Below are 24,155 nucleotides of genomic sequence, written 5' to 3'. Positions count from 1 at the left end.
GATCTGGAGGGTGGAGAGGAAAACCGGCCCGTGAGTGTGCTCATCGACAAGTTCGACGTCTTCGCGGGTGGTTTTTGGCTCACCCTCCAGATCTGCGTGCTCGCCGCGATCGGTGCCCTGATCCTGGGTGCCGTCGTGGCGGTGCTGCGGATCTCCCCGGTGCCGCCGCTGCGGGCGCTCGGCACCGGCTACGTCAACGTTTTCCGGAACATGCCGCTGACCGTGGTGATGTTCTTCGCCGCGTTCGGCCTGCCGGCGCTCGGCTCCAACGCGGACTTCCTCCGCATCCCCGGCCTGGACGCCGTGTTCAGCCGGCTCGACACGGATCTGCCGTACTTTCGCTTCGCGCTGATCGCGCTGGTGCTCTACACCGCCGCGTTCGTCTGCGAGGCGTTGCGCTCCGGGGTGAACGCCGTCCCCGCCGGCCAGGCGGAGGCGGCCCGGTCGCTGGGCCTCACCTTCGGCCAGAACCTGCGGTTCGTGGTGCTGCCCCAGTCCTGGAAAGCCTCGGTGGTGCCGCTCGGCTCGGTGATCATCGCGATGATCAAGAACTCGGCCCTGGTCGGCTTCTTCGGCGTCGTCGGTGATCTGTCCCAGACGGCCGACCAGCTGACCTCGGCCGAGGGCTACGCCTTCATCCCGGTCGCCATCGGCATCTCGATCGGATACCTGATCATGACTGTTCCGCTCGGCGCGCTCCTCGACCGGATCGAGAAGCGGCAGGCGGTGGCCCGATGAGCCAGCAGAGCGTGCTCTACGACGTCCCCGGCCCCCGGCAGCGCCGGATCACCCTGATCGGCAGCCTGCTGGCAACAGTGGTGCTGCTCGTGGGCGCGTACTTCCTGGTATACCGCCCGCTGGACACCAAGGGCCAGTTCACGATGGAACTCTGGGGTCCGCTGATCGACCCCTCCAACGAGAACTTCTCGCTGGTCTGGGACCGGATCGGCGTCGGCTTCAAGAACACCCTGACCGCCGCCGTCCTGGCGATCGCCGGCTCGCTTGTGGTCGGCACGCTGCTCGCGCTGCTACGGATCCAGCTCAAGAGCCTGACCCGCCGCCGGTTCACCGGGGTCGCCACCCCGCTGGGGTACCTGCTGCGTGGGCTGAGCGTGCTGCTGTCGGCGGTCACCCGGGTCTTCGTCGAGGTGTTCCGGGGCCTGCCCGTGGTCATCACGATCTTCTTCGTGGCCCGCGGCTTCCCCGAGTTCGGCATCTCGCTCGACAGGCTGTGGTACCTGGTCATCGGCCTGACCATCTACAACTCAGTGGTGATCGCCGAGATCCTCCGCTCCGGCATGGAGGGCCTGCCCGGCGGGCAGGGAGAGGCGGCGGCCGCGATCGGGCTCTCCCCGATGCAGACCACCCGGATGATCCTGCTGCCGCAGGCGTTCCGGATCATGCTGCCGGCGCTGATCAGCCAGCTCGTCGTGGTGCTCAAGGACACCTCGCTGGGCTTCATCATCAGCTACGAGGAGACCCTGACCATCGGCAAGCAGATCATCGGCGTGCTGGACAACCCGATCCAGGTCTACGTCGTGATCGCGGTGCTGTTCATCCTGGTGAACTACTCGCTGTCGAAGCTGGCCCAGTACGTCCAGCGGCGACTCGCCCGCGGTCGCAAGACCGCCGGCACCCCGGCCCAGAACCCGCCCCCGGCGGCGCTCGCCTCACAGGCCGAGGGCACCGGCGGAGCCTGATCTCACCTGACGACGAAAGGGCCGGCCCGACGAGATCGGGCCGGCCCTTTCGCGTTGCGTCCGTCAGCGGGCGATCTCGGTGACCCGGGACTCGCGCACCACCGTGACCCGGATCTGACCCGGATAGGTCAGCTCCTCCTCGATCTGCTTGGCCACGTCCCGCGCGAGGACCGCCGCGCCGATGTCGTCGATGTCGTCGGGCTTGACCATCACCCGGATCTCCCGGCCCGCCTGCATGGCGAAGACCTTCTCCACACCGATCTTCCCGGCCGCGATCTCCTCGATCCGTTCCAGCCGCTTGACGTACGCCTCCAGGCTCTCCCGCCGCGCCCCCGGCCGCCCGCCGGAGCAGGCGTCGGAGGCCTGGGTGAGGACGGCCTCGACGGTCTGCGGCGGCACCTCGTTGTGGTGCGCCTCGATGGCGTGGACGACGTCCTCGCTCTCGCCGTACTTGCGGGCCAGATCGGCGCCGATGATGGCGTGGCTGCCCTCCACCTCGTGGGTGAGCGCCTTGCCGATGTCGTGCAGGAACGCCGAACGCTTGACCGTCGGCACGTCCAGCCGCAGCTCGGCGGCCATGATCCCGGCGATGTGTGCGGTCTCCACCAGGTGCTTGAGCACGTTCTGCCCGTAGGAGGTGCGATAGCGCAGCCGACCGAGCAGGGTGACCAGCTCGGGATGGATCTCGGTGATGCCGACCTCGACGAGGGCGTCCTCGGCGGCCCGGTGGCAGAGCTGCTCCACCTCCTGCCGGGCCAGGTCGTAGACCTCCTCGATCCGGTGCGGGTGAATCCGGCCGTCGAGCACCAGCTTCTCGAGGGTGAGCCGGCCGACCTCCCGGCGGACCGGGTCGAAGCAGGAGAGCAGCACCGCCTCGGGGGTGTCGTCGATGATCAGGTTGACCCCGGTGACCGACTCGAAGGCGCGGATGTTGCGCCCCTCCCGGCCGATGATCCGCCCCTTCATCTCGTCCCCGGGCAGGTGCAGGACGCTGACCACGCTCTCTGCGGTCTGCTCGCTGGCCACCCGCTGGATGGCGTCCACCACGATGTGCCGGGCGCGCTGCTCGGCGGTGCCGCGGGCCTCGGCCTCGATGTCCCGAACCAGCAGCGCAGCCTCCCGCTTGGCCTGGGTCTCGATCACCTCGATCAACTCGGTGCGGGCGGCATCGGCGGTCAGCCCTGCGATGCGCTCCAACTCCCGTCGACGCTGCTCCTCCGCCTCGGTCACCGCCCGCTCCCGCTCAGCCAGGGCGGAGTCGCGGGCGGCCAGCGCGGCGCTGGCGGCGGTGAGCTGCCGCTCCCGGGCGGCCAGCCGCTCCACCTCCTCGGTGTGCATCCGCTCCCGCTCGTCCATCCGGGCGGCCCGCCGTTCAACCTCGGCGGCCTGCTCCCGGGTGGTCGCGGCGAGCACCGCCACCTCGCGTTCGCCGCTGCGCCGGGCCGTCGTGCGTAGCTGCTCGGCGTCCGCCTCGGCCTGCCGGTGGGCCCGCTCCAGCACGGTGTCCGCCTCGCCGCGGGCGTCGTCGAGCACGCGGCGGGCCTCGGCCCGGGCGGCCTTCGCCTCGGCCTTGGCGGCGGCGGCTTCGGCGCGGGCCGCAGAGGCGGCGGACTTGGCCACGTCGATGGTGCTGTTCGCCTCGTCGGCGGCGGTGCGCAGGGCGGCGAGGGACTGCTCCTGGCGGTCCTTCTCGGCGATGAAGGCCGGATCCTCGGGCCGAGGCGCGGCGCCGATCCGGCGCATCGTCCGCAGCCCCACCAGCACCGCCCCAACGACGACCAGGACCAGGACCAGGACCACCGTGAGGAGGACGACGTCGAAGGCGTTCACGGCCGGGCCGCCACTTCGATGCGGGCCGGCACGAGCCGCCGGGCCGGGTCCGGCCGACGGACCCCGAAGCGGGTGCCCCCGGCTCGGGAGCCCCTCACCTGGCCGGGCCGGAAGTCGGTGCGTGCGGCGGCGCCGCCGATCTCGCCGCCGGCCGGTGTGCCGCGACCGACGGTCGCCCTGTCGGGACCACCGGTGAACCTGTGCCGCCCCGCCATGGCCGCCTCCCCTGAACGTCGACGCCGCAGCGACCGTGCCGGTGGGCACGTACGCTGCGACTCTGAGACGCCCGACCTGAGCGGCTGGCCGTGGGGTAGCTCTGTCCGCCGGCGGTGCCCGTGGCACCGTCGGCGGCCGGGTGCAGTTGTCGCATCAGCTCCGGACCGGCCTGGCTGGAGCTGACACCGCAGCCGGCGAGCCGGCCAAAAGTGATGCTGTTCTGTTACGCGATCTATGTTGTGCGCTTAGCCTGCGCTGGTCGGGCAATGTGAGCCTGTATGGCGAGGCTAGGTCTCCAGAGGGCGTCTGGTCAAGGACTCATGATCAAACCCCCCGAACGGAGCGAAGCAGCGGGGTCACCGAATGCTGATCCAGCAGCGGACAGCACCGGACAAAGGTGGCGGGGCGGGCCGGCCGTCAGGGGCGTCGGCGCTGCTCAGTGGGCACCCCGCGCCACGGCCGCAGCGACCAGCGCGGCGTTGCCTGCGGCCGGGGCGCCATCCGGCAGCAGGAGGGTGTCCTCCAGCCCGATCCTGGTGTCGAGCCCGCGACCGACCGCCTCCGCAAGCACCGACCACACGGCCGGCCCTTCGGCGTGCAGCAGCACCGGCGGGCTTTCGGGAGGCAGGGCGGCGAGGATCCGGGCCACGTCGGCCAGCGCGTCGGCCGACGCCGGGGCCATGCACTCGACCAGGACCCGCAGGACCGGCACCCGCCAGCCCCGGTACGCCCGGAGGGCGTCGAGAGTCCAGACGCCGGCCTCGACGGCAACGCCCCGCTCGACCAACGCCGCCGCCACCTGCTCCGCGCCGGCCTCGTGCGCGTTGACCGAGGCGAAGTCGGGCAGCACCCGCCAGGCCCGCACCGCCTCCACCCGGGCGGCCGGGTCCGGCTCGACCCACGCGCCGGTGCTCACGCCGACCGGCAGCCCGGGACAGGCGGCGCGCAGCGCCGCGACCGCCGCGGCGACCGTCGCCGGGGCGAGCGACTCCGCGCCGGTGGCGTCACGCGGGTGCACGTGCACCGCTGCGACCCCGAGCGCGGCGCAGTGGGCCGCGTCGGCGACCAGCTCGGCCGGCGTGAGGGGCACCGCGGGATGCTCCGCCCTGCTCCGCCCGCCGTTGAGACACGCCTTCAGCATCGACTCGCCTTCCGCTCGTACGCCTCGGGCAGCGGAATCGGGGATCGCCGTCGCCGGGGCAGGCACGCATCCCCGATCGTTCAGTCGAGAGGACGCTCACCCCGGTCGATGTCGCCCTCCGCGTCGGCGAGCGCGTCGGCGTCGATCCGGTCGGCGAACTCGGCCGCCTCAGCGCTCTGCGCGGCGAGCGCGTCCTTCACCGCCCGGATCGCCACACCGGGCGGGTATCCCTTACGGGCGAGCATGCCGACAAGCCGGCGGAACACCGCGTCGGGCTCCCCCCGGGCCGTGCGCAGCTTCCGCTCGACCAGCGCCCGGGCCGTCTCGGCCTCGGTCTCCTCGTCGATCTCGCCGAGCGCCTCGCTGGCCACCTCACCGTCCACGCCTCGCTGGCGCAGCTCGTTGGCGAGCGCCCGGCGGGCCAGGCCCCGGCCGGAGTGCCGGCTGGACACCCAGGCCCGGGCGAAGGCGGCGTCGTCGATGATGCCGACCTCGTCGTACCGGTCGAGCACCTGCGCGGAGACCTCCTCGGAGATCTCCCGCTTGGCCAGCGCCCCGGCCAGCTCGGCGCGGGTACGCGGGCGCACGGCGAGCTGGCGCAGGCAGATCTCCCTTGCCACCTCGGCCTCGTCCCGGGGCGGGGCCTGCCCGCCGGCCTCCGGGTCGGTCGCCGGATCGGCGCGGTCGCGTCGGCCCCGTCGGGGCTGGGGCGCAGTCGTGTCGGTGTCACCCGCCCGGGGCGGGCTGGCATCCCAGCCCCGCCCCGTCCGGGCGCGTCTTCCTGCCACTGGTCAGCGACCGATCAGAAGTCGACCGGCGGCAACTCCGGGCCACCGGCGGCGTCGCCCGCCGCGCCGCTCCCGACGCCGAGCTTCTCCAGGATCTTCTTCTCGATCTCGGCCGCCACGTCCGGGTTTTCCTTGAGGAACTCCCGGGCCTTCTCCTTGCCCTGGCCGAGCTGGTCGCCGTCGTAGGTGTACCAGGCGCCGGACTTGCGGATGATCGCCTGCTCCACGCCGACGTCGATCAGCGAGCCCTCACGCGAGATGCCCTTGCCGTACATGATGTCGAACTCGGCCTGCTTGAACGGCGCCGCGACCTTGTTCTTCACGACCTTGACCCGGGTGCGGTTACCGACCACGTCGGTGCCGTCCTTGAGGCTCTCGATGCGCCGCACGTCGAGGCGGACCGAGGCGTAGAACTTCAGCGCCCGACCACCGGTGGTGGTCTCCGGGCTGCCGAACATCACGCCGATCTTCTCCCGGAGCTGGTTGATGAAGATCGCCGTGGTGCCCGTGTTGCTGAGCACACCGGTGATCTTCCGCAGCGCCTGGCTCATCAGCCGGGCCTGGAGACCCACGTGGCTGTCGCCCATCTCGCCCTCGATCTCGGCGCGCGGCACCAGGGCCGCCACCGAGTCGATCACGATGATGTCGATCGCGCCGGAGCGGATCAGCATGTCCGCGATCTCCAGCGCCTGCTCGCCGGTGTCCGGCTGGGACACCAGCATCGCATCGGTGTCGACCCCGAGGGCCTTCGCGTATTCCGGGTCGAGCGCGTGCTCGGCATCGATGAAGGCCGCGATGCCGCCGAGCCGCTGGGCGCTGGCCACCGAGTGCAGCGCCACCGTGGTCTTGCCGCTGGACTCCGGGCCGTAGATCTCGACCACCCGACCGCGCGGCAGGCCGCCGATGCCGAGTGCGACATCGAGTGCGATGGAGCCGGTCGGGATGATCGCGGTCTGGACGACCGGTCGATCCCCCAGCCGCATCACCGAGCCCTTGCCGAACTGCTTGTCAATCTGGGCGAGAGCAAGGTCTAGCGCCTTCTCCCGGTCGGGCCCTGCCGCCATGTTTGCCACCCCTGCCTTCGCCGGCGTCTTTCCTGAGCTTCGCGTCACGCGGACACGCTAGGCGCTGGGTCCGACAGAAAACCAGCCGACCGGCCGCGACCTGTGGACAAGCACCCTGCTGTGGACAATAGCCGAACAGGTGTACGACTGGAAAAGCGACACGCGGACGGGAAGGAAGTCCTGCTCAGCACAGCCGTGCGGGCACCCGGTCGGGGTAGGCGGCGACCACCGCGCGCCACACGACGTGGGTCTGCTCACCCGAGCTCAGCGCCTGCTCGACGGTTCGCCCGCCGAGCTCGGGCAGCACCTGGTCCGAGGCGATGCTGGCCGCATAGCCCGGCCCGAACGTCTCCTCCAGCCGGGTCCAGAAGTCGGTCAGCCGCACGTGTCAGTCCTCCTCGTCCGGCGCCGGTACGGGCGCCGGACGCAACGCTAGCGCCAGCAACGGCACCGTCGCGATCGCCGCCAGCAGGGTGAGCGTCGGATACCCGGCCGCCTGCATGACGAACCCGCTCAACGCGCCGGCGGAGGCCCCGGCCAGGCCCATCGTCAGGTCGGAGAGCCCCTGCACACTGGGGCGCACGGCAGTCGGCACCGACTCCGACAGCAGGGTCGACCCGGCCACCATCGTCCCGGACCAGCCCAGCCCGAGCAGGACCAGGCCGGCGGAGAGCCCCGCCGTGTGGTGCCCGGAGACGCCCGCCACGGCGCACCCGGCCAGCAACACCGCCAGGCCGCCGAGGATCACCGGGCGTCGGCCGAGCCGGTCGGTGAGCCAGCCGACCACCGGGGAGAGCGCGTACATGCCGGCGATGTGCAGGCTGAGCACGACCCCGACCGCCCCGAGCACGGCGGCGTCCGAGTGGTACTCGCCGAGGCGTACCGGGGTCATCGACATCACCGCGACCATCACCAGGTGGCCGACGGCGACGGCGGCGATGCCCAGCCGGGCCGCCGGACGCTCGCGGACCACCCGCCAGGCCGCCCGCATGCCGGCCCCGCGCTGCCCGGTCGCCGACCCGCCGGCCGCCCCAAGGCCGTCGGGGGCGTCGGCCGCCGCGAGCCGGCGCGCGGTGAGCAGCGGGTCGGGCCGCAACAGCGCCAGCAGTACGCCGGCGGCGAGCGTGAACGCCACGGCGCTGAACACGAACGGGCCGGCCAGGGGTGGCAGCCCCCAGCCCCGGGTGGTCCGGTCGGCGAGCGTGGCGAAGTTCGGCGCGGCCACCGCCCCGATCGTGGTGGCCCAGACGACCATGGAGAGTTGGCGGCCCCGGCGGGCCGGCTCGGCGAGGTCGACGGCCGTGTAGCGGGCCTGCAGGTTGGCCGCCGTGCCGCCGCCGAAGAGCAGCATGCCGAGGAAGATCAACGGAACCTGGCGGGTCACCGCGGCGAGCACCACCAGCACGCCCCCAGCCGCCCCGACCAGGTACGCGGTGACCAGGCCGGGCCGGCGGCCGTACCCCGTCATGATCCGGGTGACCGGGACGGCGAGCAACGCGCCGCCCACCACCCCGGCGCTCTGCGCCAGGCCGGCGACCGCCGTGCCGGCGATCCGGGCCGCGAGCAGCGCGCCGACCGAGATGCCGATGGTGACGCCGATCCCGCCGATGATCTGGGTCACGAAGAGCAGCCGCACCGTCCGGCGCTGGATCGCGGCGACGTCGGGCCGGGTCGGTGCCGGCGCAGTGAGGTCGGTGACCATCGGGCTCCTCGGGGGGCAGGGCGGTAAGGGGCGGTGGGCTGCCCTATCCTTGCGCAGCCCCGCCCCCGCCGGCACCCGGGTCTGCTACAGGCCGAGCCCTCGGCCGATAATCTCCTTCATCACCTCGGTGGTGCCGCCGTAGATGGTCTGCACCCGCCCGTCCAGCCATGCCTTCGCCACCGGGTACTCCAGCATGTAGCCGTACCCGCCGTGCAGCTGGACGCAGCGGTCGGCGACCCGGTTCTGCAGCTCGGTGGTCCACCACTTCGCCTTGGCGGCGTCGGTGGCGCAGAGCCGTCCAGCGTTGAACTCGGCGACGCAGTGGTTGACGAAGGTCCGGGCGATGGTGACCTCGGTGTCCAGCTCCGCCAGGAGGAACCGGTTGTGCTGGAACGCGCCGATCGGCCGGCCGAAGGCCTCGCGGGACCGGGCGTACTCCAGGGTCAGGGCGAGCAGCCGCTCGGCGGCGGCGACGGCGGACACCGCAATGCCGAGGCGTTCGCGGGGCAGGTTGGCCATCAGGTGGTAGAAGCCGTGGTTCTCGGTGCCGATCAGGTTCTCCGCCGGCACCCGGCAGTCGTCGAAGAACAGCTCGGTGGTGTCGTTGGCCTTCAGTCCGACCTTGGCCAGCCGGCGGCCCCGGCCGAACCCGGGGGTGCCGGTCTCGACCGCGACCAGGCTCACCCCGTGCGCACCCAGGTCCGGCGCGGTGCGGACCACCACGATCACCAGGTCGGCCAGTTCGCCGTTGGTGATGAAGGTCTTCTGCCCGTCGAGCACGAGCGCGTCGCCGTCGCGGACGGCGGTGGTGCGGATCCCGGCCAGGTCGGAGCCGGCGCCGGGCTCGCTCATCGCGATCGCGGTGACCAGGTCACCGGAGCAGAAGCCGGGCAACCACCGCTCGCGCTGGTCGGTGGTGGTCAGCTCCGTGAGGTACGGGGCCACCACGTCGTTGTGCAGCCCGAAGCCGAGCCCGGTGCAGCCGGCCCGGACGATCTCCTCGACCAGCACGGCGTTGAACCGGAAGTCGCGCTGCCCGCCGCCGCCGTACTCGGGGTCGACGTCCATGCCGAGCAGCCCGGCCGCGCCCGCGGCCCGCCAGACCTCCCGGTCGACGATCCCGGCGGCCTCCCACCGGTCGTGGTGCGGCACCGCCTCGCGGGCCAGGAACGCCCGGCACAGGTCCCGGAACTCCTCGTGGACGGACTCGTAGAGATGCTGCTCCATGTCCGAGATTGTGGCACCGCTCACCCGCCCCGCCCAGTGGCCAGCAGCCCCCTTCGTGGTGAACCCCCGGCCCGATCTCGGACAGTTGCCACCGGCGAAAACTGTCCAAGATCGACCCCGTACTCCTTCGGGTCAGCTGGGGAGGGCGCTCGCGGCTACGGTCAGATCGGCTACCAGGCCGGCGTACGCGGCGTCCTGGTCGTCGGCGCGGAGCACCGCCGACGGGTGGATGGTGGCCAGGAGTCGGGCCGCCGGGGCGTCGGCGACCTTCCCGGCGGAGTCGACCGGCACCCGGGCGAAGTCCTCCGGGTGCTGGGCCGAGGCCGGCCACGGCATCAGCGCGCCTCGCTGCCGGGTGACCCGGAACGACGGGCCGAGCAGCGCCTTCGCGGCGGTCGCGCCGAGCACCACCACGACGTCCGGGCGCAACCGGGCGAACTCGGCCACCAACCAGGGCCGGCACGCGGTGACGTGTACCCGGTCCGGCGTCTGGTGGATGCGCCGCCTGCCGCGCAGCTCGAAACGGAAGTGCTTGACGGCGTTCGTGAGGTAGAGCTGGGCCGGGTCGAGCCCGGCGTCGTCGACCGCCCGGCGCAGCAGCCGGCCGGCCGGGCCGACGAAGGGCAGCCCCTTCTGGTCCTCCATGTCGCCGGGCTGCTCGCCGACCAGCACCACCCGGGCCTCCTCACCGCCACGGCCGAAGACGGTCTGGGTGGCGTCCCGGTACAGCTCGCAGCCCCGGCAGCCGCCCGCGGCGGCGCGCAGTTCGTCGATGGTGTCGGCCTGCGGCGGGATGAACTGCTGCGCACCGGGCGCGGTCTCGGTCTCGGTCTCGGACATGACGATCTTTTTACCCGCCTTCCCCGCGCCCACGCGGGCGCCCCGCCCGACACGTCCTCACTCACCCCGCCCGGGCACCCCCGCTTTCACGGAAAGAGTGGCCATGGGACGCGGAATGGCCACTCTTTCCGTGAAAGTGCGAGCGCAGCCCGGGCCCGGACGCGCACGGTGGTGGGCGGGCGGGTGGGTGGGTGGGTGGGTGGGGTGGGTGGGGTGGGTGGGTGGGGTGGGTCAGGCGGTGAAGTTGGAGGTCGGGCGGGGGCGAACGGCGGCGGCCAGCGCGGCGGCCAGCGCCGGGACGTCGGCGTCGTCGAGCGAGCTGACCGTGATCCGCAGGCCGGGCTCGGCGGCGATCCGGAACAGCGCGCCCGGGGCGATCGCCCAGCCGGCGTCGCGCAGGGCGGTGAGGGCGCTGATCTCGTCCGGCACCGGCAGCCAGACGTTGATGCCGGTGCGGCCGTGGCCGGTCAGCCCCCGCCCGGCCAGGGCGGCGAGCAGGTCGCCCCGGCGTCGCTCGTAGCTCTCGCCGGCCCGGTCGACCAGCGCGGCGGTGGCCGGATCGCGCCAGAGCGCCAGCACGAGACGTTGCAACACGGTGGAGACCCAGCCCGCGCCGACCTGGGCCCGCCCGGCCACCCGCGCCACGGTCGCCTCGTCGCCGGCCAGCACGGCGAGCCGCAGGTCAGGCCCGTACGGCTTGCTGACCGACCGGACGAAGGCCCACGCCGGGGTGGCTCCGGCGAGTGGGTGCAGCGGCACCCGGGCCAGCTCGGCGGCGTGGTCGTCCTCGATCAGCAGCAGGTCGTTCCGGCCGGCGAGCAGGGCGCGCAGCCCGGCGGCCCGGTCGGCGGAGACGGCCGCGCCGGTCGGGTTCTGCGCCCGGCTGGTCACCACCAGGGCCCGGGCCCCGGCGGCCAGGGCGGCCCGCACCCCGGCCTCGACCGGCCCGTCGTCGTCCACCGGTACGCCGATCGGGCGCAGCCCGAGCGCGGCGACCAGGTCCAGCAGGTTGGCCCAGCCCGGGTCCTCCACGGCGACCGCGTCGCCGGGGCGCAGGTGGGCGGCGAGCAGCCGTTCGATGCCGTCGAGCGCGCCCCCGGTCACGGTGACCTCGTCGGCGGGCACCCCGTCGGCGGTGAGTCGTTCCCGAGCGGCGTCGGCCAGTTCGGGCAGGACGCCGACCGAGGCGTACCCGACGGGGGCGGCGAAGTCGCCGGCGAGGGCGGCCAGGTGCGGGCCGAGCGACGGGAGCAGCCTGATGTCGGGCTCGCCGCGGGACAGGTCGCGGGCACCGGGCGCGGAGGTGGGGTGCCGGGCGCGGCGGCTGGCCACCGGCGGCCGGGGGCGCACCCGGGTGCCGTGCCGGCCGGCGGTGGCGAGCAGGCCGCGCTGGCGCAGCTCCTGGTAGGCGCGGGCGACCGTGGCCGGGCTGACCCGCAGCTGCGCGGCGAGGGCCCGCACCGGGGGAAGCGCGGCCCCGGGCGCAAGCTCGCCGGACCGGATGCCCGATTCGACGCTGGCCGAGATCTCGGCGGCCGTCCCGCCGCTCACCTGATAATGTGCTGACACAATTTTGGGATTGTACTAGAACAAATAGGAGGCTGCCGCGTGTACCCGCCCACGCCCCGGACCACCGCCACCCGCACCCGCGAACGGATGAGCTACGACCGCGCCGCCGCGCACGCCGTGCTCGACGAGGCGTACCACTGCGCGCTCGGCTTCGCCGTCGACGGCGAACCCCGGGTGCTACCCACCCTGCACGTCCGGGTGGGCGACACCCTCTACCTGCACGGCTCCACCGGCAGCCGGCCGCTGCTCGCCGCCCGGGGCGACGGCCTGTCGGTCTGCGTGGCGGTGACCCTGCTCGACGGGCTGATCTACGCCCGCTCGCAGTTTCACCACAGCGCCAACTACCGGTCGGTGGTCGCGCACGGCACCGCACAGCTGGTCACCGACCCCGCCGAGAAGGCCGCCGCGATGACCGCGCTGGTGGAGAAGGTCGCCGCCGGGCGCAGCGCCGACACCCGCCCGCCGAGCCGCCGGGAGATGGCCGAGACGGCGGTCCTGGCGCTGCCGCTGCGCGAGGTCTCCGTCCGGTCCCGCACCGGCGGGGTACGCGAGGACGAGGCCGACCTGGACCTGCCGCACTGGGCCGGAGTGGTGCCGCTGACGCTGACCGCCGGGCCGCCCGAGCCGGCCCCCGGGGTGAGCGCGCCGCTGCCGGCGTACCTGCGGCCGGCCCGGTCACCGTGGCTGGAGCCGGCCACCCTGCGGGGCACGCACGTCGTGCTCGAACCGCTGGACCTCGCGCACACCGACGAGTTGCACACCGCCACCGCCGACCCGCAGGTGTGGCAACACCTGGGCAGCCGGCAACCCGTCGACCAGGCCGGGACGGCCGAGGTGATCCGGGAGGCGCTGGCCGCCCACCACCGGGGCGAGCGGGTGCCGTGGGTCCAGCGGTGCGCGGTCACCGGGGTGGTGGTCGGGACCACGTCGTTCTACGAGGTGGACCCGGCGCTGCGGGCGGTGGCGATCGGGTACACGTACCTGGGCCGGCCCTGGTGGCGGACCGGGATCAACACCGAGGCGAAGCTGTTGCTGCTCGCCCACGCCTTCGAGGAGTTGGGCGCGGAGCGGGTGGTGTGGCACACCGACCTGCGCAACGAGCGCTCGCAGCGGGCCATCGAACGACTGGGCGCCACCCGGGAGGGGGTGCTGCGCCGGCACCGCATCCGGCCCGACGGCTCCTGGCGGGACACCGTCCAGTACTCGATGATCGCCGACGAGTGGCCGAACGCACAGGCCATGCTGCGGGAACGGCTTCTCCCCGCGCCGGTCCCGCCGCGATGATGGCGGGCGTGCTGGGCATCACCGACATCTGGACGTACTCGCTGGGGACCGTGGCGATCATTCTGCTCCCCGGCCCGAACTCACTCTTCGTGCTCTCCACCGCAGCCAAACGCGGAGTACGCACCGGCTACCGGGCCGCCTCCGGGGTGTTCCTCGGCGACTCGGTGCTGATGGTCCTCTCCGCCGCCGGGGCGGCATCGCTGCTCCAGGCGTACCCGCCGCTGTTCCTGGTGGTGAAGTACGTCGGCGCGGCGTACCTGGGCTGGGTCGGGCTGACGATGCTGCGCGGCGCGTGGCGGCGCTGGCGGGACCGCAACGACCCCGCCGCGCCGCGGCTGATCGACGCCGCCGAGCCGGCGGAGCTGCGCAGCCCGTTCCGGCAGGCGCTGGTGATCAGCCTGCTCAACCCGAAGGCGATCCTGTTCTTCATCTCCTTCTTCATCCAGTTCGTCGACCCCGGGTACGCCTGGCCGGCACTGTCGTTCCTGCTGCTCGGGCTGATCGCCCAGGCGACCAGCGTGCTGTACCTGACGATGCTGATCTTCGCGGGGACGTACCTGGCCGGCCAGTTCCGCCGGCGCCGCCGGCTGGCCGCTGGGGCGACCACCGGGGTGGCCGTGCTCTTCCTCGGCTTCAGCGTCAAGCTCGCCACCGCCTCGGTGTAAAGAGGGGCCCCTCTCCACGCCTCAGGTAGCGAGGGGCCCCTCCTCACCGCCCTCGGCAGGGAGGCGCCGGCGCGCCGGCTCAGGTGCCGTCGCCGCCGCCCCCGCCGCCACCGATGCCCCCGCCGCCGGCGGTGCCGCCCAGGCCGTACCCGGGGCGGACCGGCTCATCCGGCCGGCGGCTCACGTGCGCCGACTCGCCGATCCGGGCCGACCAGTGGCCGTGCGCCGCCGCCGCGGCGTGTCGGTTGATCGTGTGCCGCAGCCAGCCGTCCAGCACGGCGACCCAGTCGGCCCGGTCCGCGTGGGCGTGCCAGACCCGGAACCGGCTGATGCTCTGGTGGGTGACCCCGGCCAGGGAGAGCCGGCGGTCGGCCCAGAGGATCACCTCCAGGCCGGCGGCGTTGGCCACGAAGATCACCTCCAGCTCGGTGATCGGGCCGGCATAGAGCGGCGCCACCCACCAACCGAGCCGCTGGTGCAGCGGGAACGCCTGCTCCACCCCGGGCAGCCGGCCGGCGACCAGGCCGGCCTGACGCAGGCTGAACCCGAGCGTGTCCAGCGCGGCGAGGATGTGCTGCTGGGTCGGCAGGGGATGCACGAAGAGTGGCACCAGGGCGCCCTGTTCCAGGTCGACGTCGATCGACGCCTCGGTGCGCAGGCCCATCCGCAGGCTCATCAGCGGCACCCCGCCGAAGATCGTCACCGGGGTCTCCCAGGGCAGCGGCAGCGCGAAGTCGACCGCCCGCCGCCGCCCGGCCGGTACCACGAACGCGCCCGCGATCGACACCTGGTGGAACTGGACGAGTCGGCGGGGTGCGCCCGGGTCGTCCGGCTCGACCTGGGTGACCAGGCCGAGCCGGAGGTGCCGGACGCCGACGTCGTCCGGGCCGGCGTGCAGCGTCACCCGCCCGGGCAGCCGCAGCCCGGGGCGGGTGCTCGGATTGGACAGTGTGGTGCGTACCGAGAGCCCGGTCCAGCCGGACTCCGGGGACACCCCGGTCAGCCGCACGCCGCTCCCCTCCGTACCCCTCGGTGCTGGCACGGCTTTCCCGGGCAGCGACCGGACAGTCCTGGCGGACCGCCGCGGACGCCGGGCCGACCCGGCAGCGCCGGGCCGACCCGGACGGGCCTCAGCGCATCCGACGGCCCCGGGGCACCGGGTCGGTCTCGTCGTCGAACTCGCCGATGACCTCCTCCAGCAGGTCCTCCAGCGCCACGAACCCGATCGGGCGGGTCGGCCCGCCGCCGTTGCGGACCAGGGCGAGCTGGGCCTGTTGGCCCTGCATCGCGGCCACCGCCTCCGTCACCGAGGCCGTCCCCGGCAGGGTGAAGGCGGCGCTCATCAGGTCACCGGCGGTGGCGACCCGGCCGGCGGTGGTGACCCGCACGGCCTCCCGGACGTGCACCAGGCCGCACACCTCGCCGCCGGCGTCCAGCACGGCCAGCCGGGACCGCCCGCTGTCCCGGGACACCTGCTCGATCCGCTCCGCCGGGTCGTCCCGGGTGACCGTGACGATCTGGTCGAAGGGCTCCATCACCTGGGCGACAGTGGTGCCCTGGAGCTCCAGCATGCTGGTGAGCAGCCGGTGCTGCTCCGCGCCGAGCAGCCCGTGCTCGCGGGACTGCTCCAGCAGGATGCGCAGCTCGTCCGGGCCGTGCGCCTGGGCGAGCTGGTCCTGCGGGCGCACCCGGACCAGCCGCAGGATTACGTTGGCCAGCGCGTTGAGCAGTGACAAAACCGGCCGGGCCACCCGGGCGAAGGCCCTGAACGGCAGGGCCAGCAGGGTCGCCGAGCGCTCCGCGTCGGTGATCGCCCAGGACTTCGGGGCCATCTCGCCGACCACCAGGTGCAGGAAGGTGACCAGGGACAGGGCGAACACCAGCGCCACCACACGGCTGGCCGCATCCGGCAGGCCCACCGCGTGCAGCAGCGGGCTCAGCAGGTGCTCGATCGCCGGCTCGGCCAGCGCGCCGAGGCCCAGCGTGCACAGCGTGATGCCGAGCTGCGCGCCGGCCAGCATCAGGGAGAGCTCGCGTACGCCGTCCAGGGCCGCGCGGGCCCCCCGGCCGCCGCCGGTGGTGACGGCCTGTTCCAACCGGTACCGCTTGCTGGCCACCAGCGCGAACTCGGCGGCCACGAAGAACGCATTCAGCGCCAACAGCAGCACGGAGACGAAGAGCGCCACTCCCGGGCTCATGCCGCCTCCCCCGTCCGCCGGCCGGCCCCGTTGCGGGACCTGTTCCCGGACCCATTGCCAGACCCGTTGCGGGACCTGTTGCCGGACCTGTTTCCGGACCCATTGCCGGGAGCGTTGCCGACGGGCGTGTCGACGAGCCGGAGCCGGACGGAGTCGGCGACGTGCCGATCCACCGCGAGCACCTCGACCAGGGCACGCGCCTCGGTCTGGGCGTCGCCGTCGCCCGTCACCGCGATCTCCAGCCGGTCGCCCACCTCGGGCACCCGGCCCAGCTCGCGCATGACCAGGCCGGAGAGGGTGTCGTACTCGGGGGCCTCGGGCAGGGCGATGCCGGTGCTGTCGGCGACCTCGTCGATCCGCCAGCGCGCCGGCACCACCCACGAGCCGTCGTCCTGCCGGGCCGGGGCCCGGTCCGGTGGGTCGTCCTCGTCGCGGATCGGTCCGACCAGCTCCTCGGCGATGTCCTCCAGCGTGATGACGCCGGCGAAGCCGCCGTACTCGTCGACCACGCAGGCGAGCTGCCGGTGCCCGACCCGGAGCCGGTCCAGCACCGTCGGCAGCGGCAACGTCTCCGGCACCAGCAACGGGGGTACGGCGACGGCGCTGACCGGGGTGGTCGCGCGTTCGGCCGGGGCCACGGAGAGCACCTCGGAGATGCCGACGACACCGACCAGGTCGTCGACGCCCTCGGTGCCGCGTACGGGGAACCGGGAGTGCCCGGTGTCGAGCAGCTCCACCACCCGGCTCAGCGGCTCGTGCGTCCGGACGGTGTGCACGTCGACCCGGGGCACCATGGCCTCCCCTGCGGTCAGCCCTCGGAAGTCGAGCCCCCGGTCGAGCAGGTCGGACATCTCGGCGTCGAGGCTCCCCTCCTCGCGGGACTCGGCGATGATCTGCTCCAGGTCCTGCGGGGTGGCACCGCTGGGCAGCTCCTCGATCGGTTCGATGCCGATCCGGCGCAGCAGCCGCACGGCTGCCTTGTCGAACAGGGTGATCACCGGCCCGAAGACCTTCAGGTAGATCAGGGTGGAGCGGCTGAGCGCCCGGGCCAGCGGTACGGCCCGGGCAATGGCCAGGTTCTTCGGGGCCAGCTCGCCGAGGACCATCTGCACGACGGTCGCGATGAGCAGGGCCAACGCGATGGAGAGCGGCAGGGCGACCGAGGTGGAGAGCCCGGCCACGCCGAGCAGCTCGGCCAGCCCGGCGCCCAGGGACGGCTCGGCGGCATAGCCGACCAGCAAGGCAGTCACCGTGATGCCGAGCTGCGCTCCGGAGAGCATGAAGGAGAGCCGACCGGTCACTTCCAGCGCCCGGGCGGCGGCTTGGTCGCCGTCGTCGGCGAGCTGCTTGAGCTTGCCCCGGTCAACTGCGACGTAACCGAACTCCTGGGCCACGAAGTAACCGGTGGCGGCGGTGAGGACGATGATAAGGACGAGTCCGACGACGATCAACACGGGTCGCTCAGGGCTCCCGGGGTCGTCGGGACGGGCAGATGCCGGGCACGACCCGGCGTGCTACTGCTGCCCTCCTGGGCAGAAGAGTCGATCATGCAGCCATTTTATCGGCGTCGGCTGAGTGCCCGCTGGAAGGAGTGGAGAACAGCACCGAATCACCGTTCGTCGACGGGTTCGCCTTCACCGTTCGTCGGCGAGTTCGCCTTCACCGTTCGTCGGCGAGTTCGTCAACGTCGAGCAGGGAGCGGTCGACCCGGCCCGAGCGGTACGCGGCCCGCCCCACCATCTGGGCGGCCACCGGCGCGGTGGTCAGCTGGAAGACCGCGACCAGGACGATCATGCCGATGTCGGACGACGTGCGCAGCCGCAGCGCCACCCCGGCGAGCAGCAGGAGCACGCCGAGCACCTGCGGCTTCGTGGCCGCGTGCATCCGGTCCAGCACATCCGGGAAGCGCAGCACGCCGACCCCGGCGGCGAGGCTGAGCAGGCCCCCGGAGATCAGGCAGGCCGCGCCCAGCCAGTCGGCGACCGTGCCCGCGCTCACGACTCCTCCCGGACGGCGAAGCGGACCACGGCCACCGCACCGACGAAGCCGAGCAGGGAGAGCACCACGAGCACGGGCAGGGTGCTGGCGTGCCGGTTGACCGCCGCCTCCGCCCCGACCGCGCCGACCATCGTGTTGAGCAGGACGTCGGCCGCGACCACGCGGTCCAGCAGCGAGGGCCCCCGGTACAACCGGGCCAGCGCGAGCAACGCGGTGACCGAGAAGAGCACGGTGAGCACGGTGGCGAGGAAGACGGTCACTGGTCGGGCCCCCTGTCGGTGGGAGGGTCGGGATCTGCGGCGGCGGAGGTCTTGGAGGCGGCGGGGGGCGGGGCGTCCAGCAGGCGAAGTTCGGCGGCGGAGCCGATCGCGCGGACGATCCGGGCCTCCGTGGCGAGGATCCGCTCCCGGCTGTCGGTCAGATCGGCCGGCCCGCGTACGTCGAACACGTGCACGTAGAGCAGGCCGTCCTCCCGGTCGACGTCGATGATCAGCGTGCCGGGGACCAGCGAGATCGCCTCGGCGGTGAGCGCCAGGTTGAGGTCGGTGCGCACCCGCAGGCGAACCGCGATGAGCGCGCCCCGGGGCCGGTAGCCGGGGTGCACGGCGATACGGGCCACATGAATGCTGGCGATGACCAGTTCGGTGATGAACCGGCCCGCCAGCACGAGCAGCGCCCAGGGTCGCAGCCGCCCGCCGAAGGTGACCGGCGGCAGCGGGAAGAAGAGCAGCACGGCCGCGCCGACCAGCAGCCCACCGACCAGGTTCCCCCAGGAGACCCGGCCCCAGAGCAGGCTCCAGACGCCGACCAGCCAGACGAGGGCCAGCAGCCGGTCCCGGGACCGCCCGGCCCGGGGGCGAGCCGAGCCCTCCGAGCCGTCCGGACCGTCGGTCGACCCGTCCCCGGGTCGGCGGCCGGACATCGGACCCCGGTCGCCGGCCACGGGGTCCCGATCTCCGGTCACGGGGCGCCGCCGGGCAGGACGGCGCGCACGTACGGGGTGCGGGCGCGCAGATCGGTGGCCGCGTCGGTGGTGATCGCGAAGAGCGGCCCGGCGGCGAGGGTGAACACCAGGCCCAGGGCGACCAGGGCCGCCGTGGCGCCGATCATCAGGGCGGGCAGCCGGATCGGCGGGTCGGCGGTGGGCAGCTGCGGGGCCCGCCAGAACGCGATGTTCCACACCCTGGACGCGGCGTAGAGGGTGAGCAGGCTGGTGGCGGTGCCGGCGGCGACCAGGGCCCAGGCCAACGGGCCGCCGACGGCCACCCCCGCCTCGAGCAGGCCCAGCTTGCCGAGGAACCCGGAGAACGGCGGGATACCGGCGAGGTTCATCGCCGGGACGAAGAAGAGCACCCCGAGCCGCGGGGCGATTCGGGCCAGCCCGCCCAGGCGGCGCAGGTCGGTGCTGCCGGCCTTCACCTCGACCAGCCCGGCGACCAGGAACAGGGTGGTCTGGATGGTGATGTGGTGCACCACGTAGAAGATCGCGCCGGACAGCCCGGCGACGGTGCTCAGCGCCACCCCGAAGATCATGTAGCCGATGTGGCTGACCAGCGTGAACGAGAAGAGCCGCTTCATGTCCGACTGGGCGGCGGCACCGAGGATGCCGACCACCATGGTCAGCCCGGCCACCACCATCAGCAGGCCCGCGACGTCCCCGCCGGGGAACAAGAGGGTCTCGGTGCGGATGATCGCGTACACGCCGACCTTGGTGAGCAGGCCCGCGAAGACCGCGGTGACCGGCGCGGGCGCGGTCGGGTAACTGTCCGGCAGCCAGGCCGAGAGCGGGAACACCGCCGCCTTGATCCCGAACGCCAGCAGCAGGATCAGCTGGAGGCTGAGCCGGACCCCGTCGGGCAGCTCGTCGAGCCGGTGGGCGAGCTGGGCCATGTTGAGGGTGCCGGTGGCGGCGTACACGAGACCCACCCCGGCCAGGAAGATCATCGAGGACAGGATGCTGACCACCACGTAGATCGACCCGGTCCGGATCCGAACCTCGGTGCCGCCGAGGGTGATCAGCACGAAGCTCGCGGCCAGCAGCATCTCGAACCCGACGAAGAGGTTGAACAGGTCACCGGCGAGGAAGGCGTTCGTCACGCCGGCGGTGAGCACCAGGTAGGTGGGGTGAAAGATGGTCACCGGGGTGCTCTCGCCGATGTCCCCCCGGCCCTGGCCGATCGAGTAGAGCAGCACGCACAGGGTCACCGCCGAGGAGACCACCACCATCAGCGCGGCGAGTTGGTCGGCCACCAGCACGATCCCCACCGGCGGGGGCCACCCACCGACGCGCATGACCACCGGGCCGTGCCGGTACGCCTCGACCAGCAGAACCACCGCCACCACCAGGCTGGTGGAGAGCCCGACCACGCTGACGGCGCGTTGCAGCCGGGGCTGTTCGGCCAGCAGCAGCGTGAACGCGGCACCCAGCAGCGGCACCGCCACCGGTAGCGGCACGAGCGCCTCGTACCCCGTCATCACGCCTCCCCTCGCCGGGGTCGGCGCGGACGCGGCTCCGGATCGACCTGCTCCGGGTCGTCGTCCGGTCCCTCGCCCCCGAGGTCGGAGGCGGGCAGCTCGTTGCGCGCGGCCAGCTCGGCGATCTGGCAGTCCTCCAGGTCGTCCTGCACCTCGTCGTTGCCCCCCAGGTACCAGCTGCGGTACGCGACCGCGAGCAGGAACGCGGTGAGCCCAAAGGTGATCACGATGGCGGTGAGCACCATCGCCTGGGTCAACGGGTCGCTCATCTCCTCCGCCGGGCCGCTGCCGACCACCGGCGCCCGGCCGGACCGGCCGCCGAGCAGGATCAGCACGTTCACCCCGTTGCCGAAGAGGATGATGCCGAGCAGGATGCGGGTCAGGCTGCGCTCCAGCAGCAGGGTGACGCCGGCGCCGACGAGCACCCCGACGATGGCCACCAGCACCAGGTTCGCCCCGGTCCCGCTCACCGCCGCCTCCCCTCCGGGTCGACGACCAGCCCACGCTCGTTCTTGCCGGCCGCCTCGATGTGCCGGTCGACCTCCGCGCCGAGGCTGCCCAGGATGTCCAGCGCCAGCCCGACCACGATCAGGTACACGCCGACGTCGAAGAAGATCGACGTGACGACGTGGAGGTCGCCGACGCCGGGAAGCCAGATGTCGACCTTCACGCTCTCCAGCACGGACCGGCCGGCGAGGAGCGCGACCAGGCCGGTGCCGACCGACACCGCCAGGCCGGTGCCGAGAACCGTGCCGGCGGCGACCGGGGCGGCCTCGGCCAGCTCGTACCGGCCACCGGCCAGATAGCGCACGACGAGGGCGAGGCTGGCCACCAGGCCGCCGGAGAAGCCGCCACCCGGAGCGTTGTGGCCGGCGAAGAGGAGGAAGAGGGAGAACAGCACGATGGTGTGGAAGAGCAGCCGGGTGACCACCTCGAAGACGATCGACCGGCGGTGCTTCCGCAGGGTCGGGCCGCCGCGCAGCCAGACCGGCCGCTGCGGTCCCCGGCGGGGGGCCGGGTGCTCGGGGCGGCGGCGGGGGCGACGGGGGCGGGGGCCGGTCCGGGAACGCTCGAAGATCAGGCTCGCCACCCCGGTCGCGGCCGCCACCAGCACGGAGATCTCGCCCATGGTGTCCCACGCCCGGATGTCGACCAGGGTCACGTTGACGACGTTGCGCCCGTACCCCTGGGCCACCGCCAGGTCCGGAAAGTCCAGCGAGATCGGCGGCGCGGTCCGGGCCCCGGCCGCGAGCAGGCAGAGGCCGGCGAACACCACGCCGACGGCCACTCCGATCGACCGGCGCACCCAGCGGCTGCGCCGCAGCGGGCGGGCGGAGAACTTCTCGGGCAACCGGCGCAGCACCAGCACGAAGACCGCGATGGTCGACGACTCCACCAGGAACTGGGTCAACGCCAGGTCGGGCGCGCCGTGCAGGACGAACAGCATCGCCACGCTGTAGCCGGTGATCCCGACCAGCAGCATCGCGGTGAGCCGGCGCCGGGCGCCGATGGCGAGCGACGCGGCCACCACGATCACCAGTCCCACCACCGGCTGCAACGGGGTGTCCCACAGATCGATCCCCTGGCGCCACGGGCGGGCGGCCAGCATCGCCCCGCCGGGCACGGCAACCAGGACGAGCAGGATCGTGCCGAGGTACTGCGGCAGGGACCCGCGCTGGGTGACGCTGGTGACCTCGATGGCGAGCCGGTCGAACCGCTGAGTCAGCCACTCGTACCCCCGGGCACCGGTCACCGGCGCGCGGACCCGCTCGAGCACCGGGGCGAGCGGGCCGCGCAGCGCGAAGAGCACCGCGCCACCCGCGAGCGCCAGGGCGGAGAGCCCGAGCGCGACGGTCGGTCCGTGCCACAGCGCGAGGCCCTCGTCGACCGGCCCGAAGAGCTCGGCGTACGGGCGCAGCAGGCCGCCCAGGGGGCCGGCGAGCAGCCCGACGACCAGCCCGGCGACGGCCAGCAGGGCCGGCGGCCCCAGCATGGCGGCAGGGACCGGATCGGGTTCGGTCGGCGCGACGGACGGGCGGTCGGCGAACCCGCCCCAGACGAAACGGGCGCTGTACGCGACGGTGAGCACGGTGCCCACGACCAGCCCGGCGAGGACCAGCGGGTGGTCGGTGAACGCCGCGAGGACGGCCTCCTTGGCGACGAAGCCGACCAGCGGGGGCACCCCGGCCATGGAGGCCGCGGCCAGCACCCCGACCGTGGCCAACAGCGGGGCCCGCCGCCGCAGGCCGGAGAGTTCCCGCAGGTCCCGGGTGCCGGCGGCGTGGTCGATCGCGCCGACGACGAGGAAGAGCGCCGCCTTGAACAGGGCGTGGGCGAAGAGCATGGCCGTGCCGGCGAGCGCGGCCTGCGCGGTGCCCGCCCCGAGCACCACGGTGAGCAGCCCGAGCTGGCTGACGGTGCCGTACGCCAGCAGCAGCTTCAGGTCGGTCTGCCGCAGCGCCGCCCACCCCCCGGCCAGCATGGTGAGCAGACCGGCGGTGACCACCACGGGGCGCCACGGCCCGACCGCGGCCAGCACCGGCGCGAGCAGCCCGAGCAGGTAGACGCCGGCCTTCACCATCGCCGCCGCGTGCAGGTACGCGCTGACCGGTGTGGGGGCGGCCATCGCGACGGGCAACCAGGAGTTGAACGGCAGGACCGCCGACTTGGACAGCGCCCCGGCCAGCACCAGCAGCACGGCCGTGACCAGGTAACCGCCGTGCGGCAGGTCTGCCGCCGCGAGGTCGGACCAGCGGTACCCGTCGGCGTGCCGGCCGAGCATCAGGAAGCCGACCAGCATGGCCAGCCCGCCGAAGGTGGTCACCATCAGCGCCTGCGCCGCCGCCCAGCGGCTGGCCCGCCGCTCGGCGCTGTGCCCGATCAGCAGGTAGGAGAAGATCGTGGTCAACTCCCAGCAGACGTAGAGCAGCAGCAGGCTGTCGGAGAGCACCAGGCCGAGCATCGCGCCGGCGAAGGCGACCAGTACGGCCGCGAACCGGGCCAGCCCCACCGCGCCGGCGGAGAAGTACCGGGCGCAGTAGACCAGCACCAACGCCCCGACGCCGCCGACCAGCAGGGTCATCAGCCAGGACAGGGTGGTCAGCCGGAACGCCAGCTCCAGCCGCAGCTGCGGCACCCAGGGGTACGTCTCGACCACCGCGCCGCCGTCACGCACCGCAGGCGTCCGGGCCAGCGCCCAGCCGAACGCGGCAGCGGGCACGAGCGCCAGTGGATAGCAGGCCCGCGGACCCCACCACCGGACCAGCAACGGCGCGACGAGCGCCGCCACGAGGTGGAGGATCAGCAGTACCAGCACCCGTGCTCCCGGTCGAGGTGGCGGCGCACCCCGAGGGAAACGCCTATAAGCGATCAGACGCCAGTTCTCGGCCCGATGGGAGGTTTTGCCGGAATTGACGGGATCCAGTGACGGGCTCGGCCCGCGTCACCGCAGTCCCCTT

General features: G+C 73.2%; 21 protein-coding genes and 1 pseudogene. 4 read left to right on the top strand and 18 right to left on the bottom strand.

Annotation, left to right across the window (positions count from 1 at the left end):
* Positions 1-30 precede the first annotated feature (30 nt).
* Positions 31-738 carry an amino acid ABC transporter permease gene (locus tag SNR22_RS01965; protein WP_320064575.1) on the top strand — a complete coding sequence of 236 codons (708 nt, stop codon included), beginning with the start codon at positions 31-33 and terminating at the stop codon, positions 736-738.
* Positions 735-1,700 (top strand): amino acid ABC transporter permease, encoded by a 966-nt coding sequence (locus tag SNR22_RS01960; protein WP_320064573.1) that lies wholly within the window; start codon positions 735-737, stop codon positions 1,698-1,700. Before SNR22_RS01965 ends, SNR22_RS01960 begins: the two co-directional genes overlap by 4 nt.
* A gap of 63 nt (positions 1,701-1,763) precedes the next feature.
* Here SNR22_RS01960 and rny read toward each other — a convergent pair whose 3' ends face one another.
* The 9 genes from rny to SNR22_RS01915 form a co-directional block, all read right to left on the bottom strand.
* A complete protein-coding gene (rny, locus tag SNR22_RS01955; RefSeq protein WP_320064572.1) occupies positions 1,764-3,530 on the bottom strand; it encodes a ribonuclease Y in 1,767 nt (588 codons plus the stop codon).
* A gap of 652 nt (positions 3,531-4,182) precedes the next feature.
* A complete protein-coding gene (locus SNR22_RS01950; RefSeq protein ID WP_320064571.1) occupies positions 4,183-4,887 on the bottom strand; it encodes a 3-keto-5-aminohexanoate cleavage protein in 705 nt (234 codons plus the stop codon).
* A gap of 80 nt (positions 4,888-4,967) precedes the next feature.
* Entirely contained in the window at positions 4,968-5,675 is a 708-nt protein-coding gene (locus SNR22_RS01945) for a regulatory protein RecX (RefSeq protein WP_320064570.1), read from the bottom strand.
* A 14-nt stretch (positions 5,676-5,689) separates the two neighbouring features.
* Entirely contained in the window at positions 5,690-6,739 is a 1,050-nt protein-coding gene (recA, locus tag SNR22_RS01940) for a recombinase RecA (protein WP_320064568.1), read from the bottom strand.
* A gap of 184 nt (positions 6,740-6,923) precedes the next feature.
* Positions 6,924-7,124 carry a DUF3046 domain-containing protein gene (locus SNR22_RS01935; protein WP_320064566.1) on the bottom strand — a complete coding sequence of 67 codons (201 nt, stop codon included), beginning with the start codon at positions 7,122-7,124 and terminating at the stop codon, positions 6,924-6,926.
* Positions 7,125-7,127: 3 nt separating this feature from the next.
* Positions 7,128-8,441 carry an MFS transporter gene (locus SNR22_RS01930; RefSeq protein ID WP_413775570.1) on the bottom strand — a complete coding sequence of 438 codons (1,314 nt, stop codon included), beginning with the start codon at positions 8,439-8,441 and terminating at the stop codon, positions 7,128-7,130.
* A gap of 84 nt (positions 8,442-8,525) precedes the next feature.
* Positions 8,526-9,668: an acyl-CoA dehydrogenase family protein gene (locus SNR22_RS01925; RefSeq protein ID WP_320064565.1), complete on the bottom strand. Its 1,143-nt coding sequence runs from the start codon at positions 9,666-9,668 to the stop codon at positions 8,526-8,528.
* Positions 9,669-9,800: 132 nt separating this feature from the next.
* Positions 9,801-10,508 carry a UdgX family uracil-DNA binding protein gene (locus SNR22_RS01920; RefSeq protein WP_320064563.1) on the bottom strand — a complete coding sequence of 236 codons (708 nt, stop codon included), beginning with the start codon at positions 10,506-10,508 and terminating at the stop codon, positions 9,801-9,803.
* Between the two features lie 231 nt (positions 10,509-10,739).
* Positions 10,740-12,077, bottom strand: a complete 1,338-nt coding sequence (locus SNR22_RS01915; protein WP_320064561.1) for an aminotransferase class I/II-fold pyridoxal phosphate-dependent enzyme — start codon at positions 12,075-12,077, stop codon at positions 10,740-10,742.
* Between the two features lie 39 nt (positions 12,078-12,116).
* On the opposite strand from SNR22_RS01915, the gene SNR22_RS01910 reads away from it, so the two are divergent.
* Positions 12,117-13,361 (top strand): bifunctional pyridoxamine 5'-phosphate oxidase family protein/GNAT family N-acetyltransferase, encoded by a 1,245-nt coding sequence (locus SNR22_RS01910; protein WP_320064560.1) that lies wholly within the window; start codon positions 12,117-12,119, stop codon positions 13,359-13,361.
* Positions 13,358-14,026 carry a leucine efflux protein LeuE gene (leuE, locus tag SNR22_RS01905; RefSeq protein WP_320064559.1) on the top strand — a complete coding sequence of 223 codons (669 nt, stop codon included), beginning with the start codon at positions 13,358-13,360 and terminating at the stop codon, positions 14,024-14,026. Before SNR22_RS01910 ends, leuE begins: the two co-directional genes overlap by 4 nt.
* A gap of 79 nt (positions 14,027-14,105) precedes the next feature.
* On the opposite strand, the gene SNR22_RS01900 is transcribed toward leuE, so the two are convergent.
* The 9 genes and pseudogenes from SNR22_RS01900 to SNR22_RS01860 form a co-directional block, all read right to left on the bottom strand.
* Positions 14,106-15,035: a sporulation protein gene (locus SNR22_RS01900; RefSeq protein WP_320064557.1), complete on the bottom strand. Its 930-nt coding sequence runs from the start codon at positions 15,033-15,035 to the stop codon at positions 14,106-14,108.
* A gap of 121 nt (positions 15,036-15,156) precedes the next feature.
* Positions 15,157-16,224 carry a hemolysin family protein gene (locus tag SNR22_RS01895; RefSeq protein ID WP_320064556.1) on the bottom strand — a complete coding sequence of 356 codons (1,068 nt, stop codon included), beginning with the start codon at positions 16,222-16,224 and terminating at the stop codon, positions 15,157-15,159.
* Positions 16,225-16,349: 125 nt separating this feature from the next.
* Positions 16,350-17,678 (bottom strand): annotated as a pseudogene (locus tag SNR22_RS01890) (hemolysin family protein); the annotation flags it as partial.
* 205 nt (positions 17,679-17,883) lie between these two features.
* Positions 17,884-18,222, bottom strand: coding sequence for a monovalent cation/H(+) antiporter subunit G (gene mnhG / locus SNR22_RS01885; RefSeq protein WP_320064555.1), 339 nt, complete (start codon positions 18,220-18,222; stop codon positions 17,884-17,886).
* Positions 18,219-18,482 (bottom strand): monovalent cation/H+ antiporter complex subunit F, encoded by a 264-nt coding sequence (locus SNR22_RS01880; RefSeq protein WP_320064553.1) that lies wholly within the window; start codon positions 18,480-18,482, stop codon positions 18,219-18,221. Before SNR22_RS01880 ends, mnhG begins: the two co-directional genes overlap by 4 nt.
* Positions 18,479-19,144, bottom strand: a complete 666-nt coding sequence (locus SNR22_RS01875; protein ID WP_320064552.1) for a Na+/H+ antiporter subunit E — start codon at positions 19,142-19,144, stop codon at positions 18,479-18,481. The genes SNR22_RS01880 and SNR22_RS01875 overlap by 4 nt, the downstream gene beginning before the upstream one ends.
* 38 nt (positions 19,145-19,182) lie before the next feature.
* A complete protein-coding gene (locus SNR22_RS01870) occupies positions 19,183-20,697 on the bottom strand; it encodes a Na+/H+ antiporter subunit D (protein WP_320064550.1) in 1,515 nt (504 codons plus the stop codon).
* The gene (locus SNR22_RS01865; protein WP_320064549.1) at positions 20,697-21,167 is read right to left on the bottom strand and encodes a Na(+)/H(+) antiporter subunit C; all 471 of its coding nucleotides are present in this window, start codon (positions 21,165-21,167) and stop codon (positions 20,697-20,699) included. The genes SNR22_RS01870 and SNR22_RS01865 overlap by 1 nt, the downstream gene beginning before the upstream one ends.
* Positions 21,164-24,013, bottom strand: a complete 2,850-nt coding sequence (locus tag SNR22_RS01860; RefSeq protein ID WP_320064547.1) for a Na+/H+ antiporter subunit A — start codon at positions 24,011-24,013, stop codon at positions 21,164-21,166. The genes SNR22_RS01865 and SNR22_RS01860 overlap by 4 nt, the downstream gene beginning before the upstream one ends.
* Positions 24,014-24,155 lie beyond the last annotated feature (142 nt).

The sequence above is a fragment of the Micromonospora sp. RTGN7 genome (genome assembly GCF_033804645.1).
GTDB lineage: Bacteria > Actinomycetota > Actinomycetes > Mycobacteriales > Micromonosporaceae > Micromonospora.
This window is presented reverse-complemented; position numbering and strand designations above follow the sequence as displayed.